Source organism: Saccharothrix sp. ALI-22-I (assembly GCF_001984175.1).
GTDB lineage: Bacteria > Actinomycetota > Actinomycetes > Mycobacteriales > Pseudonocardiaceae > Actinosynnema.
Genome location: NZ_MTQP01000066.1, coordinates 435,117 through 450,678, shown reverse-complemented (window position 1 = coordinate 450,678; position 15,562 = coordinate 435,117). Strand labels below are relative to the sequence as shown.

At 70.0% G+C, this 15,562-nt stretch carries 13 protein-coding genes and 1 pseudogene; 10 read left to right on the top strand and 4 right to left on the bottom strand.

Translation table 11 applies throughout. The features are described 5' to 3' along the window. The first annotated feature begins 46 nt into the window (after positions 1 to 46). A complete protein-coding gene (locus ALI22I_RS30515) occupies positions 47 to 388 on the top strand; it encodes a hypothetical protein (RefSeq protein WP_077008975.1) in 342 nt (113 codons plus the stop codon). Here the strand turns inward: ALI22I_RS30515 and ALI22I_RS30510 are convergent. Together ALI22I_RS30510 and ALI22I_RS55710 are read right to left on the bottom strand one after the other, a co-directional pair. Continuing rightward, positions 378 to 2,351 carry an alpha-1,4-glucan--maltose-1-phosphate maltosyltransferase gene (locus ALI22I_RS30510; RefSeq protein WP_077008974.1) on the bottom strand — a complete coding sequence of 658 codons (1,974 nt, stop codon included), beginning with the start codon at positions 2,349 to 2,351 and terminating at the stop codon, positions 378 to 380. The genes ALI22I_RS30515 and ALI22I_RS30510 overlap by 11 nt on opposite strands. A gap of 151 nt (positions 2,352 to 2,502) precedes the next feature. Then, positions 2,503 to 2,925 (bottom strand): annotated as a pseudogene (locus ALI22I_RS55710) (glycoside hydrolase family 97 N-terminal domain-containing protein); the annotation flags it as partial. On the opposite strand from ALI22I_RS55710, the gene ALI22I_RS30500 reads away from it, so the two are divergent. Both ALI22I_RS30500 and ALI22I_RS51350 read left to right on the top strand, forming a co-directional pair. Next, complete coding sequence (locus ALI22I_RS30500) at positions 2,897 to 3,112, top strand: hypothetical protein (protein ID WP_143532513.1); 216 nt, start codon at positions 2,897 to 2,899, stop codon at positions 3,110 to 3,112. The pseudogene ALI22I_RS55710 and the gene ALI22I_RS30500 overlap by 29 nt on opposite strands. 189 nt (positions 3,113 to 3,301) lie before the next feature. Then, a complete protein-coding gene (locus ALI22I_RS51350) occupies positions 3,302 to 3,631 on the top strand; it encodes a hypothetical protein (protein WP_077008971.1) in 330 nt (109 codons plus the stop codon). Between the two features lie 16 nt (positions 3,632 to 3,647). Here ALI22I_RS51350 and ALI22I_RS30490 read toward each other — a convergent pair whose 3' ends face one another. Next, on the bottom strand, positions 3,648 to 4,271 hold the full coding sequence (locus ALI22I_RS30490) for a TetR/AcrR family transcriptional regulator (RefSeq protein WP_077008970.1): 624 nt from the start codon (positions 4,269 to 4,271) through the stop codon (positions 3,648 to 3,650). A gap of 98 nt (positions 4,272 to 4,369) precedes the next feature. On the opposite strand from ALI22I_RS30490, the gene ALI22I_RS30485 reads away from it, so the two are divergent. Both ALI22I_RS30485 and ALI22I_RS30480 read left to right on the top strand, forming a co-directional pair. Next, entirely contained in the window at positions 4,370 to 6,103 is a 1,734-nt protein-coding gene (locus ALI22I_RS30485; RefSeq protein WP_077008969.1) for an ABC transporter ATP-binding protein, read from the top strand. Between the two features lie 73 nt (positions 6,104 to 6,176). Beyond that, on the top strand, positions 6,177 to 8,039 hold the full coding sequence (locus tag ALI22I_RS30480; protein ID WP_077008968.1) for an ABC transporter ATP-binding protein: 1,863 nt from the start codon (positions 6,177 to 6,179) through the stop codon (positions 8,037 to 8,039). Positions 8,040 to 8,142: 103 nt separating this feature from the next. Here ALI22I_RS30480 and ALI22I_RS30475 read toward each other — a convergent pair whose 3' ends face one another. Further along, positions 8,143 to 8,709 (bottom strand): right-handed parallel beta-helix repeat-containing protein, encoded by a 567-nt coding sequence (locus ALI22I_RS30475; RefSeq protein WP_077008967.1) that lies wholly within the window; start codon positions 8,707 to 8,709, stop codon positions 8,143 to 8,145. Here ALI22I_RS30475 and ALI22I_RS30470 point away from each other — a divergent pair. The 5 genes from ALI22I_RS30470 (at position 8,678) to ALI22I_RS30450 (ending at position 15,370) form a co-directional block, all read left to right on the top strand. Further along, a complete protein-coding gene (locus ALI22I_RS30470) occupies positions 8,678 to 9,952 on the top strand; it encodes an RICIN domain-containing protein (RefSeq protein ID WP_077008966.1) in 1,275 nt (424 codons plus the stop codon). The two genes, ALI22I_RS30475 and ALI22I_RS30470, sit on opposite strands and share 32 nt — an antisense overlap. 282 nt (positions 9,953 to 10,234) lie before the next feature. Further along, positions 10,235 to 11,254 (top strand): pectinesterase family protein, encoded by a 1,020-nt coding sequence (locus ALI22I_RS30465; RefSeq protein ID WP_238598654.1) that lies wholly within the window; start codon positions 10,235 to 10,237, stop codon positions 11,252 to 11,254. Between the two features lie 71 nt (positions 11,255 to 11,325). After that, positions 11,326 to 11,670 (top strand): hypothetical protein, encoded by a 345-nt coding sequence (locus ALI22I_RS30460; RefSeq protein WP_077008964.1) that lies wholly within the window; start codon positions 11,326 to 11,328, stop codon positions 11,668 to 11,670. A 121-nt stretch (positions 11,671 to 11,791) separates the two neighbouring features. Next, a complete protein-coding gene (locus tag ALI22I_RS30455) occupies positions 11,792 to 12,208 on the top strand; it encodes a hypothetical protein (protein ID WP_143532512.1) in 417 nt (138 codons plus the stop codon). Positions 12,209 to 12,304: 96 nt separating this feature from the next. After that, a complete protein-coding gene (locus ALI22I_RS30450; protein ID WP_238598653.1) occupies positions 12,305 to 15,370 on the top strand; it encodes an AfsR/SARP family transcriptional regulator in 3,066 nt (1,021 codons plus the stop codon). The last annotated feature ends 192 nt before the right edge of the window (positions 15,371 to 15,562 follow it).

Below are 15,562 nucleotides of genomic sequence, written 5' to 3'. Positions count from 1 at the left end.
TGCTCAACGTCGGCCCCGACAGCGGGGCGCGTTCGAGCCGCGGGCCTTGGAGTTGCTGGCCGAGGTCGGCGCGTGGACGGCGCTGCACGGTGACGCCATCCACGGTGCCGGCCCCGCGCCGGAGTTCACCGCGCGCAGGGACACCAGGCTGACCAGGTCGGGGAACCGGCTCTTCGTGCACGTGTTCGGTTGGCAGGCGGGCACGCTGGTGCTGCCGGGACTCGCGGATCGGGTTCGCTACGCGTCGTTCCTGCACGACGGCGTCGAGGCAGGACGAGATCCCGGCGGACGGGTCCGCTCGTCCGCTTCCGGACGTGGCCAAGACCAAGCGGCGCCGCAGCCTCCCGGAGTAGCTCGCTGGGCGGTGCGTTCCGGTCTCACCTCGTGACGGTGAGGATGTGGGCGACGGCCCGCCAGGGCTCCAGGCGGACGAAGTTGGCTTGGCCCCAGCGGTAGCGTTCGCCGGTTACCTCGTCCAGGACGGTGAATTCCTCGCCCCAGCGCGTGCCGAGTGCGGGTTGGTCCAGCCAGACGGTGGCCTGTTCGCCGCCGAACGGGTTGAGGTTCACTACGCAGATCACCGTGTCGGAGGTGAGTGGGTCCACTTTGGAGTAGGCCAGCAGTGCTTGGTTGTCCACGTGGTGGAAGCGGAGTGTGCGTAGTTGTTGCAGGGCCGGGTGCGCGCGCCGGATCTCGTTGAGTCGGGTCAGCCACGGTTCCAGGGAGTGGCCGGTCGCGCGTGCCCCGGCGTAGTCCCGGGGCCGTAGCTGGTACTTCTCGGAGTCCAGGTACTCCTCGCTGCCCGGCCGCAGCGCCAGGTTCTCGAACAGCTCGTACCCCGAGTAGACACCCCAGGTGGGGGAGAAGGTCGCGGCGAGCGCGGCCCGGATGGCGAACATGCCGGGCCCGCCGTGCTGGAGGGAGGCGTGCAGGATGTCCTGCGTGTTGACGAACAGGTTCGGCCGGGACTCGTCGATGTGCTCGACCAGGTCCATGCCGAACTCGGTCAGCTCCTCCTTGCTCGTGCGCCAGGTGAAGTAGGTGTAGCTCTGGGTGAAGCCCAGCCGGGCCAACCCGTACAGGCGTGCCGGACGGGTGAACGCCTCGGACAGGAACAGCACGTCCGGGTGTTCCTCTTTGACCTGCCGGATCAGCCACTCCCAGAAGTCCGGCGGCTTGGTGTGCGGGTTGTCGACGCGGAAGATCTTCACGCCGTGCCCGATCCAGTGCAGGACGATCGGCAGGACCTCGGCGTACAGGCCCTCGGGGTCGTTGTCGAAGTTCAGCGGGTAGATGTCCTGGTACTTCTTGGGCGGGTTCTCCGCGTAGGCGATCGTTCCGTCCGGGAGCGTGGTGAACCACTCGGGGTGCTCGGTGACCCACGGGTGATCGGGCGCGCATTGCAGGGCCAGGTCGAGGGCGACCTCGATGCCGAGTTCGGTGGCGCGTGCCACGTACTCGTCGAAGTCCTCCAGGGTGCCCAGGTCCGGGTGGATCGCGTCGTGCCCGCCCTCGTCCGAGCCGATCGCCCACGGTGAGCCGACGTCACCCGGACGGCAGTCCAGCGAGTTGTTGCGGCCCTTGCGGTTGACCTTGCCGATCGGGTGGATCGGGGTGAGGTAGACGACGTCGAAGCCCATCGCGGCCACCCGCGGCAGATCCTCGGCGGCGGTCTTGAACGTGCCGTGCGCCGGCTGCCCGTCCACTTCCCAGCCACCCGTCGAACGGGGGAACAGCTCGTACCACGACCCGAACAGCGCCCTGCTCCGATCGACCCGCACCCGGTGCGGTTGGCCGCGGGTCACCAGCTCGCGGACCGGATCGCGGGTCATGACGTCGTGCACCGGCTCGCTCAACGCCGACGCGATCCGCTCCCGCACCGGCCGGTCGGTGTCCCGCAGTGTCGCGGCGGCTCGTTCAAGCAACTGGGCCGTCGGCGTGCCGTCGTGGTGGGGGCGGGCGGCCACCTCGTCCAGCAGCCGGGCGCCGATCTCCAGGTCGTTCGCCAGCTCCGCCGCGCTCTGGCCGACGGCCGTCTTCGCTTCCACCGCGTGCCGCCAGGTGAACCACGGGTCGCTCCACGCTTCGATCCAGAACGACCAGAGGCCCTCCCGGTCCGGCACCAGCGTCGCCACCCAGCGGTCCACCGCGTTCAGGTCCGGCACCATGCGCAGGGACGCTTCGCCGTCGTCACCCGGTCCTCGCCACACGACCGTCGCCGCCACCGCGTCGTGTCCCTCCCGCCAGACGGTCGCACCGACGGGGATGCACTCCCCGACCACCGCCTTGCTCGGGTACCGGCCGCAGTTCACCAGCGGGGTAACGTCGTCTATGCCGAGCCGCGCGCTCACCGGCGCCTCCTTCGCTGACGGCAGACCACTTCACCGTCCGGGGTTCCGCCTGCCGCCCAGATCGAAACCGCTCCGGGTCACCTGACGACCCCGATGGGTGACGCATGTCAGGTGGGCAGCCCCCACGCGGGTGCCGGTAGGTCGCGAGCCATGACGTGGCGTCGGGGGGAATCCGGTAGGCCGATGCCTCGCCGAGTACCGGACCCAGGTTCTTGGGCAGCGTGTAGCGGTAGGCGATCCCGTCTTTTGCCGCCCGGACGACGAGGTCGACCCGTGCTCCACCGTCGCCCGCGAACGCGAAGCGGGTCTCCGTCATGAGCGCGTCGCGGGTCAGGTGCTTGCCCACGGTGGTGCGGTAGTGCTGGACTACCGGGCGGGTGGCACGTCCGACCAGTCGCAGGCCTCGGGACAGGTCGGCCTGTTCGTTCGTAGTCGTCAACGGGGTGCTGGTACGCCGATAGCTCGGATGTAAGGCCGATCGGACGCTGTGGGTCCGTGGCCAATGCGGTTGCGGGTGCGGGTGGTGATCGACGATGGTTCGTCGCGTGAATGCACCGAATGGGTTCTCGTACACGTCACGCGACGGGGCCGTGGTGATCAGTCACCACGGTCGGGTCGCCACGACCCTGCGGGGTGCGCGGACGGCTGAGTTCCTGGACGAGGTCGGGTCCGAACCGCAGCTCGTCATGGCCCGGTGGACCGGGAACTACCGGCGCGGCAACGAGCGGACCGCGCGCAACCACCCGCGCAACCAGAGGTGAGACGCCGTCACGGTCGCCGTCGCCGTCGTCGTCGTCGTGCCACAGTGCCGCCGTCGGTGACGCCGAGCGCCGGCTGTCGGTGCGACCTGGAGGGCGGCATTACCTGACGTCGCTGGTCACGAGCGGTGGGGATGGGCTTTCGGTGCGATACTCGACCTCTTTCGCGGGTCGGATATCCGGACGGCTGCCATGACTGATGCGCTGGTCGAGGGGCGTGCCGCGCACGCGCGTCGTGACTGGGGCCGCGCGCGGGCGTTGCTGTCGGCCCATCGTGACGCGCCCGGGGCCGGCGGGGCCGATCTCCTTGCCCTCAGTGACGCGGAGTGGTGGCTGGGGCACATCGAGGCGGCGCTGGACGCGGCTGCGGCGGCCTATCGGCGACATCAGGACGCCGGGGACGTCCTGCTGGAACCGGAGGCCGACCAGACCGTCCTGGTCTACTCGGCCGCGCCCGGCACGCCCGAGGCGTCGGCGCTGGAACTCCTCCGCGTGACCGGCCTCGAACGGTTCGCCCACTGACGCGGGCCGGCCCGCGTCAGTCCCGCTTCCGGAGGGCCCGCTCCTGGAGGGCGGCCAGGCCGTGCAGCAACGGCACGTAGACGTCGTCCACCAGCGACGCCAGGGTTTCGTCGGTCAGCGGGGTGCCGCAGAGGGTGGACTCGTTGCGGATCAGGTCGAGCGGGAGGCGCTTCACCCGTTCGGGAAGGTCCAGGGGTGGCAGTTCGGCGCGGGCGACGGCGTTGCCGACGATGGTCTCCACGGCCGAGGTGAGCGGGGACGGTCGGGTCAGGCGGTCGTGCAGCAGGGCGGCGATCTCGGGGTGGCGGAAGGCCTCGCCCATGACGCCGGCGACGACCTCGTTCATCATCGAGTCGGCGCGGCGGGCGATGCGGGAGAACAGGACGAGCAGGTCGCCGCGCAGCGTGCCGGTGTCGAGCACCCCTTGCGGCACGGGGACCTGGCGGAACCACGCGGCCAGCGCCAACTCGGCCCGACCGGCCCAGCGGCGGTAGATGACGGGTTTACTCGTTCCCGCCCGGGCCGCCACAGCCTCTATGGTGAGCCGGGCGTAGCCGACCTCGCGCAGCTCGTCCCAGGCCGCGTCCAGGATGGCCTGCTCCAGCTGCGCGCCGCGACGGCGCGACCTCGTCTCCGACACCTTGCCCCTTCGTAGAGCCTTTAGATACGTTGCGTTTCTTATCGTTCGGGTCTACCTTGACACATTAGACACGATCCGTTTCTTATGGGGGAGTATCGTTGCTAAGCCGCCTGTTGATCACCCACCTGCGGCCGTACAGACGTGAACTGACGGCTGTGCTCGCGTTACAGCTGATCGGGACCGTCGCCTCGCTGTACCTGCCGAGCCTCAACGCCGACATCATCGACTTCGGCATCGCCACCGGCAACACCGGCTACATCATGTCCACCGGGGGCTGGATGGTCGGTGTGTCGGTCATCCAGATCCTCTCTTCCGTCGGCGCCGTCTACTACAGCGCCCGCGTCGCGATGAGCTTCGGCCGCGACGTCCGCTCGGCCGTCTTCCACCGCGTCGGGGCGTTCTCCGCCCGCGAGGTCGCCACGCTGGGGCCGTCGTCGCTGATCACCCGCACCACCAACGACGTGCAGCAGGTCCAGCTGCTGGTGCTGATGTCGTGCACGATGCTGGTCAACGCGCCGATCATGTGCGTGGCGGGCATCGTGATGGCGCTGCGCGAGGACGTCGGCCTGTCCTGGCTGCTCGCCGTCTGCGTGCCGGGACTGATGGTCGCGATCGGCCTGATCGTCATCCGGATGGTCCCGCAGTTCCGGCTCATGCAGGAGCGCATCGACGGGGTCAACCGCGTGCTGCGCGAGCAGCTGGCGGGCATCCGCGTGGTCCGGGCGTTCGTCCGGGAACGCGCGGAGACCCAGCGCTTCGCCGAGGTCAACGGCGCCCTGACCGACACGGCGCTGCGCGTCGGGCGGCTCCAAGCGTTGATCTTCCCGGTGGTGATGCTGCTGTTCAACGGCTCCAGCGTCGCCGTGCTGTGGTTCGGCGCGTACCGGGTCGACAGCGGCGCCATGCAGATCGGCGCGCTGACGGCGTTCCTGAGCTACCTGGTGCAGATCCTCATGGCGGTGATGTTCGCGACGTTCATCTCCATGATGGTCCCGCGCGCCGCCGTGAGCGCCGAGCGGATCAAAGAAGTGCTGGACACCGAGCCGTCGGTCGTCCCGCCGACCACGCCGGTGCTCGAACTGCCCCGACACGCCTCGCTGGAGTTCCGCGGCGCGGAGTTCCGCTACCCCGGCGCGGACGAGCCGGTGTTGCGCGATATCGGTTTCCGCGCCGAGGCGGGGCAGCGGACGGCGATCATCGGCAGCACGGGCACCGGCAAGACGACCCTGCTCAACCTCGTGCCACGGCTGATCGACGTGACCGGGGGCGAGGTCTTCGTCAACGGCACGGACGTCCGCGAGATCGACACCGACACCCTGTGCTCCCGCATCGGCCTGGTGCCGCAGCGGCCGTACCTGTTCAGCGGCACGGTCGCGTCCAACCTCCGCTACGGCAACCCCGACGCCACCGACGACGAGCTGTGGGAGGCGTTGGAGATCGCGCAGGCGCGTGATTTCGTGACGGACATGCCCGGCGGGCTCGACGCGGAGATCGCCCAGGGCGGCACGAACGTCTCCGGCGGCCAGCGGCAACGGCTCTCCATCGCCCGCGCCCTGGTGCGCAAACCGGAGATCTACCTGTTCGACGACGCGTTCTCGGCGCTCGACCTGTCCACCGACGCGCGGCTGCGTGCGGCGTTGCGGCCGCACACGCGTGACGCGGTCGTGGTGGTCGTCGCCCAGCGCGTGTCCACGATCCTGGACGCCGACCGGATCGTGGTGCTGGACAACGGCACCGTCGTCGGCATCGGCACCCACCGCGAACTCCTGGACACCTGCCCGACCTACGTCGAGATCGTCCAGTCGCAGCTGACCTCGGAGCAGGCCGCATGAGCGAGCTTGCGAGCGAATCATTCAACACAGCGTTCTGTGCTCTTGCCCCGACGAGCGTCAGCGAGGAGGTCGCATGAGCACGACGACCACCGAGTCCAAGCCCGCGCCGACCAGGTTGGGCGGCGGCGGCATCCCCGGCATGGGGATTCCGGTGGGCAAGGCGGAGAACTTCGGCCCGTCCACCCGCCGGCTCGTGCGGCGGATGCAGGCCGACCGGTCCGCGCTGCTGGTCGTGCTCGCGCTGGGGGTCATCAGCGTGGCGCTGTCGGTGGCGGGCCCGAAGATCCTGGGCTACGCCACCGACATCATCTTCGAGGGCGTCGTCGGCCGGATGCGCGGCGTCCCGGGCGCGGGCGTCGACTTCGCCGCGTTGGGCGAGGTCCTGGCGTGGGTGATGGCCCTGTTCCTGGCGTCGTCGGCGTTCGGCTGGTGGCAGGGCCGGGTGCTGAACAACGTGATGCAGCGCTTCGTGTTCCGGCTGCGCGCCGACGTGGAGGAGAAGATCCACCGGCTGCCGCTGCGCTACTTCGACGGCCAGCCGCGCGGCGAGCTGCTGTCCCGCGTCACCAACGACATCGACAACGTGGCGACGACGTTGCAGCAGACGCTGAGCCAGCTGCTGACGTCGTTGCTGACCGTCATCGGCGTGCTGGTGATGATGCTGACGATCTCGCCGCTGCTGTCGCTGATCGCGTTGCTGCTGATCCCGATCTCGATCGTGGCGACCGGGCGCATCCGCAAGCGGTCGCAGGCGCTGTTCGTGGCGCAGTGGAAGCACACCGGCGCGTTGAACGCGCACATCGAAGAGGCGTTCACCGGCCACCAGCTGGTGAAGGTCTTCGGTCGTCAGCGGGAGTCGGAGGAGGAGTTCCGGCGCCGCAACGACGAGCTGCTCGGCTCGTCGATGGGCGCGCAGTTCGTGTCCGGCCTGATCATGCCGATGATGATGTTCCTGTCCAACATCAGCTACGTCATCGTCGCGGTGGTGGGCGGTCTGCGCATCACGTCGGGGTCGATGAGCCTGGGCGAGGTGCAGGCGTTCATCCAGTACTCGCGCCAGTTCACCCAGCCGCTGACCCAGGTGGCGTCGATGGCGAACCTGATGCAGTCCGGCGTGGCGTCGGCCGAGCGGGTGTTCGAGCTGCTCGACGCCGAGGAGCAGGAACCGGACCCGGCGGAGGCGACGTTGCCGCCCGAACCGCGTGGCCGGGTGGAGTTCGAGCACGTCAGCTTCGCCTACCGGCCCGAGCAGCCCCTGATCGAGGACCTGTCGCTGGTGGCCGAGCCGGGGCAGACCGTCGCGATCGTCGGACCGACCGGTGCGGGCAAGACCACGCTGGTGAACCTGATCATGCGGTTCTACGAGCTGGACGCGGGCCGCATCACGCTGGACGGGGTGGACATCACCGCGTTGAAGCGGGAGGACCTGCGCTCGCAGACCGGCATGGTGCTCCAGGACACGTGGCTGTTCGGCGGGACCATCCGCGACAACATCGCCTACGGCAACTCCTCGGCCACCGAGGAGGAGATCATCGCCGCGGCGCGGGCCACCTACGTGGACCGGTTCGTGCGGACGTTGCCGGACGGGTACGACACGGTCATCGACGAGGAGGCGACGAACGTCAGCGCGGGGGAGAAGCAGCTGCTGACCATCGCGCGGGCGTTCCTGGCCAACCCGTCGTTGCTGATCCTGGACGAGGCGACCAGTTCGGTGGACACGCGCACGGAGTCGCTGGTGCAGCACGCCATGGCGGCACTGCGGTCGTCGCGGACGAGCTTCGTCATCGCCCACCGGCTCTCCACCATCCGGGACGCGGACGTGATCCTGGTGATGGAGTCGGGGCGCATCGTGGAACAGGGCAGCCACGACGAGCTGATGGCCGCCGAGGGGGCGTACCACCGGCTGTACGCGGCCCAGTTCGCCGCGGCGGTGTGATCGGGCGCCTCGGCAGTGGCCGCTGGTAGGCCACTGCCGAGGCGCGTCGCGGTTGCTTCGACGGCGTGCGGACCTACGTCGCGACGTTCGCCTGCCGGTGGGGTCAGGAGGCGGTCATGGGGGCGCCGACGGTGGAGTCTTTGGTGTTGGTGAGGTAAGTGGTCGAGGGGAGTGAGCCGTCGGGGTTGCGGGGGCCTTCGGCGGCGGTGGGGTCGAGGGAGCGGAGGACGTCCGTGCTCCAACCTTGCTCGTTCCAGGTGTTGCCGTCGTCCTGGGCGGTGTCGGCCAGGACCTCCTGGGTCCGGTTGCCCATGGCGAAACTGTCGCGCAGGACGACCGGTGCGGTGGGGAAGGCGAAGCCGTCTCCGGCGTTGCGGAAAGCGGTGTTGGTGGTGAGGTCGTGGGGTGCGGTGCCGGCTCCGGTGAAGCCGTGGCCGTTGTTCTTCCACGCCGCGCTGCGCGTCACGCGGTGGGCGGCGGCGGAGCCCAGGTCGAAGCCGTGGCCGGAGCCGGTCGCGGGCAGGTCCCAGCGGTTGACGCCGTTGCCGAACGACCAGGTGGCGTCGATGGTCACCGGAGACGCGAAGTCGGCGACGACCAAGCCGTCGTCGGAGTTGGCGTAGGTGCGGCAGCCCCGGATGACGGTGCCCGTGCCGGAGCCCGGCCCCATCGCCAGGCCGTCGGCGTCCGTGCCGCCGGGGTCGCCGGCGGCGCACGCGGCCGTTCCGGTGTCCGGGACGACCTACCAGGTCAGCGTGACGAATAGCGGCAAGTGCCTGGACGTGACGGCCGGATCGACCGCGAACGGCGGTCTGGTCCAGCAGTGGAGCTGTTCCGGTGACACCTGGCAGCAGTTCACCGTCAACTCCGCCGGATCAGGTGTGTTCACCCTGGTCAACGTCGTCAGCGGCCTGTGCCTGGCCAACAAGGACGCCTCCACCGCCTCCGGCGTGGCCATCATCCAGGAGAGCTGCACCGCCAACACCAACAAGCAGTGGCTGTTCACGCCGATCGGCGGGCGGACGTGGCCGAGCACCGCGGACGGGTTCGCCGGCACGGACGGCGGGACGACGGGCGGCGCGGGTGGCACGACGGTCACCGTCACGACCTACGCCGACCTGGTGCGGTACGCCACGGCGAGCACCCCGTACGTGATCCGGGTCGACGGGGCTCTCACCGCGACCCCCTACGGCAACGAGATCAGGGTGACGTCGAACAAGACCATCGTCGGTGTCGGCACCCGCGGCCACATCGTCAACGGCGGGTTCTTCCTCGGCGCCGGCACCAGCAACGTGATCATCCGCAACCTCACCATCCGCGACACGCGCATGGCGGACGACGACCCGGGTGACGACGCCTACGACTACGACTCCATCCAGATGGACACCGCGAACCGGATCTGGATCGACCACAACCACCTGGCCCGGATGAACGACGGTCTGATCGACAGCCGCAAGGACAACACGAACCTCACCGTGTCGTGGAACGTGCTGGCCGAGAACAACAAGACCTTCGGCATCGGGTGGACCGAGAACGTCACCTCGCGGATCACCATCCACCACAACTGGTTCCGCGGCACCAACAGCCGCAACCCGAGCGCCGACAACATCGCCTACGCCCACATGTACAACAACTACCTCCAGAACACCGGCTCCGGCAACTGGTCGAGGGGCGCCACGAAGATGGTGCTGGAGAACAGCTACTTCGACAACGTGAAGGACCCGTACTACAAGGACGCCGCCGCCCAACTGCGGCAGTCCGGCAGCATCGTGGTCAACTCGACCGGTCGACAGGAGACGGGCGGCTCGGCGTTCACCCCGAGCTCGTTCTACTCCTACACCCTCGACCCGGCCGCGAACGTCCCGTCCCTGCTGGGCACCTACGCCGGCCCGCAGGCCAACATCGGCACCTGAGGTGATCCGGTCGTCCTGGAGGGCGGTGGCACCCCCTCCAGGACGACCGGTCCTGACTTCCGCGGTCTTCCGCGGGCTTCCGTCGGCTTCCGCGTTCGACGGAATCATCGACGAGAATCGACGACAATTCGACAAGGTTGTTCAGCCGGTTGAGAGATCGACCGGTGCTGATTTCCTTGGGGCGAAAGAAGAAGTACACTCGCCGACGGGTCAGGACACCGCCGCCGCTTCTGCACTCCTGCTGATGAAGGGCGTTCCATGAAGCTACGCGGTGCCACTCTCGTGACGGCATCTTTGATCATCACAACCGTCGTCGTCGCTCCCAACGCCACCGCGGCCACCAGCAGTGTGGTGGCGAAGGACGGCAGCGGCAACCACACCTCCGTGCAGGCCGCGATCAACGCGGTCCCGGCGAACAACAGCAGCCGGTTCACCATCACCATCAAGCCCGGCACCTACAAAGAAGTGGTCACGGTCCCGTCGAACAAGCCGTTCATCACGCTGGTCGGCAGCACCGGCAACGCCGCCGACGTGGTGATCACCTACGACCGGGCCAGCGGCACGCCGAAGCCCGACGGCAGCACCTACGGCACGTCCGGCAGCGCGTCGGTGACGATCGACGGCCGTGACTTCACCGCCAAGGCGCTCACGTTCTCGAACTCGTTCGACGAGGCGGCGCACCCGGAGATCAGCAGCAAGCAGGCCGTGGCGGTGCTGACCCGCGCCGACCGGCTGATCTTCGACAACGTCCGGTTCCTGGGCAACCAGGACACGCTCTACCACAACAGCGCCAACGTGAGCACGGTCGGCCGCGCGTACTTCCGCAAGTGCTACGTGGAGGGCGATGTCGACTTCATCTTCGGCCGCGGCACCGGGGTCTTCGACCAGTGCGAGATCAAGTCCTTGAGCCGGGGGTCGTCCAGCAACAACGGCTACGTCACAGCGGCGTCGACCAACCGGCCGAACCCGTACGGCCTGTTGTTCAGCAGGTGCACGCTCACCACGAACAGCGCCGCCGCCAAGACTGTCCATTTGGGACGGCCGTGGCACCCGAGCGGCGATGTCAACGCCATCGCCCAGGTCGTGTTCCGCGACTCGGTGCTGGGCGCGCACATCAAGAGTTCGCCGTGGACGGACATGTCGGGCTTCTCCTGGAAGGACGCCCGGTTCTTCGAGTACCAGAACACCGGCGCCGGCTCCACGATCACCACCGACCGGCCGCAGCTCACCGCGACGCAGGCGGGCACCCTCACGCCCCAGCGCTACCTCGCGGGCAGCGACAACTGGAACCCGATCTACTGACCGACCCGCTCCCGCTGTTCCTCGCTGTTCCCGGGGTTCCGGTTCGACGCCCGCCGTCGACCGGAACCCCGGTGCAAGCCGAAGCCCGGCTGACCGACGTCGAGTGGATCGCGCCCGCCCTGGCGGCGATGGACCGGGGTGAGGCCCTGCCCCCGCCGTTCGACGACGACCGCCAGGCCTGGGACCTCCTGCGCACCGACGACCGGGTTCCGCAGACGTCGGTGACCTCACCGGACGGCACACTCGACAACTGCCTCCAGCAGGCGATGGCCTTACCCGCGATCTTCTCCGAGCACGAGGAAGACCCGCTGCGGGCCGCCCTGGACGCGGTGTGGTCGGCTGCCTTCGCCTTCGGCCACGGTCGAACCCACATCCTGTTCGCCGAACTCCGTCAGGCCTTTCCCGTCGTGGCGTGAGATCGGTGTGGGTTGATCCCGAAGTTGCCCGATGTGCTCTACTCCTGACCTGCCGTGGAAGCCCTGGCAGCCCGTCTGCACACAGAGGGTGACCACACACGACACTGGGGAGGCGGCGGCGATGAAAGCTGTCATGGTGAAGGGCGCGGTGGTCGCGCTGGTCGCGGCGGCGGTGCTGGTGCCCGAGGCACGTGCGGCGGTGGAGCAGACCTCGGCGACCTGCCGTTCTGGCTCCTTCAGCGGGAGGTTCACGCTGTCTTACGCGTACGAGGGGGAGTACAACGACCCGATCAGCATGCGCGGCGGCTTGGGCCCCTACATCGGTGACTCGGGCACGGTGGACATCGAGCTGGTCCACGTCGACGCGGCGGGCACCGAGACCCTGGTCTACAGCCACCGGGAGACCGGTGTTCGTGCGGGTCAGAGCACCTACAGCATCCCCGACGACGTCAAACTGCCCAGCGAGGACACGGGCTACGCGACGGTGTCCTTCGCCGGCGGCGGCTCCAGCTGCACGGCTCAGGCGGAGATCGGGTAATCCACCCTGGCCGGGGTCGTGGCCCGGCGCAGGTCGTTCGATCCGCTTCGGCGGGCTCTTCTGGGGGCACATGTGCGTTATCGCCTGCTGGGACCAGTGACGGTGATCGGCGACGCGGCCGCGTTCCGACCTGGGGGTCGGAAGCAGACGTCGGTGCTGGCCGCGCTGCTGCTCAACCCGAACCGCGTGGTCTCCGAGGACCGGCTGATCGATCTGACCTGGGGCGAGCACGCGCCGCGCAGCGTGCGCGGCCGGCTCCAGGTGATCGTGTCCGAGCTGCGCAAACTGCTCGGTCAGGACCTGATCACCCGCCGTTCCTCCGGTTACGTCATCGAGGTTGCGCCCGGCGAGCGCGACCTCGATGTGTTCGAGGAAACGGTGGCCGGGGCGCGCGCGACGACCGGTCTGGCCGCGATCGAGCTGTTCCGCGCCGCGCTGGCCCTCTGGGAGGGCGCGCCGCTGGACGGGGTGAGCGACGAGCTCGCCGAGCAGGAGTGCCCGCCCCTGCACGAGAGCAGGCTCGTGGTCCTCGAAGAGCTCTACGAGCTCGAACTCGCCACGGGCAGGCACGTCCAGGTGGTCGGTGAGCTGGGGCGGATCGTCGACGAGCACCCGTTCCGGGAACGGCTGCGCGCCGCGCTGATGCTGGCCCTGCACCGCTGCGGTCGCGCGCCCGAGGCGTTGGAGACCTACGCCCAGGCGCACCGGTTGCTGGTGGACGAGCTGGGCATCGAGCCGGGCCGGCTGTTGCAGGACGTGCGGCTGCGAATCCTGCGAGGTGAGGAGGAGGCACCACCGCCACCTCCACCACGGGTGCAGCGCCCGGCCGAACTGCCGCTGGACGTGCGCGGCTTCGCCGGCCGGTCCACGGAACTGGACGAGCTGGACGGTCCCGGTGACATCTGGGTGATCACCGGGTCGCCGGGCGTCGGCAAGACCGCGCTCGCCGTGCGGTGGGCGCACGCGGCGCGCGACCGCTACCCGGACGGCCAGCTGTACGTGAACCTGCGCGGCTTCGACGCCGACGACGAGCCGCTGACGCCGTCCGCGGCGCTGGCCCAGCTGCTGCGGACCCTCGGCGTGGACCTGCGTGACGTGCCGCCCGGCCAGGACGACCAGAGCGGGCTGTACCGGTCGCTGCTGGCCGACAAGAAGGCCCTGGTGGTGCTGGACAACGCACGGGACGCCGAGCAGGTGCTCCCGCTGCTGCCGTCATCGGGCCGGGTGCTGGTGACCAGCCGCCACCGGCTCGGCGAGTTCGTCGCCCGCACCGGCGCCCGGTCGTTGACGCTGGCGCAGCTGCCGGCGCGGGACTCGCACGCCCTGCTGGCGGCCGTGGTGGGCGGCGGCCGGATCGCCGCCGAGCCGGAGGCCGCCGCCGAGCTGGCCCGGCTGTGCGGCCACCACCCGCTGGCCCTGCGCATCGCCGCCGCGAACACCGGCACGGCGACGAGCATCGCGGCGGTCGTGGCGGAGCTGCGGGGCGATCCGCTCGCCGAACTCACTCTGGACGGCGCCGAGGAAAGCGCGGTCACCGCCGCGTTCTCGGTCTCCTACCAGGCCCTCACCCACGAGCAGCGGCAGGCGTTCCGGCTGCTCGCCCTGGTGCCCGGTCCCGACTTCACGCCGCACGCGGCCGCCGCGCTGGTGGACGTGCCGCCGGCCGAGGCGACCCGGCGGTTGCGCGGCCTGGCCGCGGCGAACCTCGTCGAGGCGCACACACCCGGCCGGTACCGGTTCCACGACCTGGTGCGGCGTTACGCCGAGGAACGCGTCCGCACCGAGGAGGACGAGACCGCGCGCACCGGCGCGTGGGAGCGGCTGTTCGGCTCCTACCTCGCCGCCACCGATGCCGCGGTCGCGCTGCTGGGCGCGCGGATCGTGTCGCTGCCCAGGGACGAGCAGCCGGAACTGGACAGCCCGGTCCGCTTCGCCGACAGCGCCGAGGCGGTGGCCTGGCTGGACGTCGAGGTGCCGAACCTGTCCGCGGCGCTGCGGCACGCGGCGGTGCACGGCCCGCACCCGATGGCGTGGTACCTCACCGACTCGTTGCGGCGGTTCTTCCACGACCACGGCCGACGCGCGGAGTGGCTGGAGCTGGCCCCGATCGTGCTCAACGCCGCGGCGGAGCGTGGCGCGCGTCCCGCCGAGGCGCTGGTGCACTTGAGCATGGGCGGCGCTTACTTCCGCGAGGGCCGGCACGAGGAGGGCATCCACCATTCGGCGGAGGCGGTGCGGGCCAGTCGGGCGTGCGGGTGGCGCGAGTGCGAGGCGACGGCCGTGGCGAACCTGGGCTCGATGCTGGAGTGGACCGGCAGGCTCGCCGACGCCGTCGAGCACAGCCGCCGGGCGATCGAGCTGTTCCGCGAACTGGGCAACCGGTCGGGGGAGAACCACGGGCTGAACTCGTTGAGCTGCCACTACCGCCAACTCGGCCGGCTGGACGAGGCGGAGGCGTGCCTGGACGAGGCGATCGCGCTGTGCCGCGCGGACGACCTGGACTTCTGGGAGGCCGCGAGCCTCGCCGACCTCGGCTTGGTCCTGCTCGGCACCGGCCGGACCGAGGAAGCCGAGCAGACGTTGCTGCGCGCGCGGGAGTCGTTCCGCGTCCTCGGCTCCCGGTTCGGTCAGGCGACCGCGCTCAACGGCCTGAGCGCGCTGCACGAGGCGTGCGGGCACTACGAGTCGGCCCACCGCGTGGCCGAGGAAGCCCTGGCCTTCGCCCGCGAGGACGGTGACCGTCCGGTCGAGGCCGGCGCGCTGATCGCGCTCGGACGTGCGGCGCAAGGCCTGGGCGACCTCGCGGAGGCCGAACGCCGCCTGCGGCAGGCGTGGGAGATCACCACCCGGTCCGGGCTGCGCGGCCAACTGGCCGAGGCGTCGGCGGCCCTGGCTCGGGTGCTGGCCGAAGCCGGGCGGGTGGCCGAGGCGGACGAGCACTCGCGCGCCGCGTTGGAGTCGGCGCGGGCGGGCGGCTACCGGCTCCTCGAAGCCGAGGCGCTGATGAGCGCCTCGGCAGTGGAGGCCGCATCCGGCAGGCCCGCCCGCGCCGAGGGCGCGTTGCGGGAGGCCCTGCGCATCTGGCGCGCCACCGGGCACGTCACCGGTGCGGGGCGCGCGACGCGCTCGCTGGAGGACCTCGCCGCACGCGCGGCGGGTTAGTCCTTGGTTCAGGCGACGCCGGTGTCGGTGTCGCAGAACTGGAGGTAGACCGTCGTGCCTTCGGGGATGGTGAAGTCGGTCGTGTACTCGGAGCAGCTCAGGGCCACCGAGCCAGGGTGGTGCCTGCTGCGGTGCCCGCTGTGGTGCCCGCTGTGGTGCCAGAGCTTCCGCTCGTGCGCCCCGTGCCGTCCG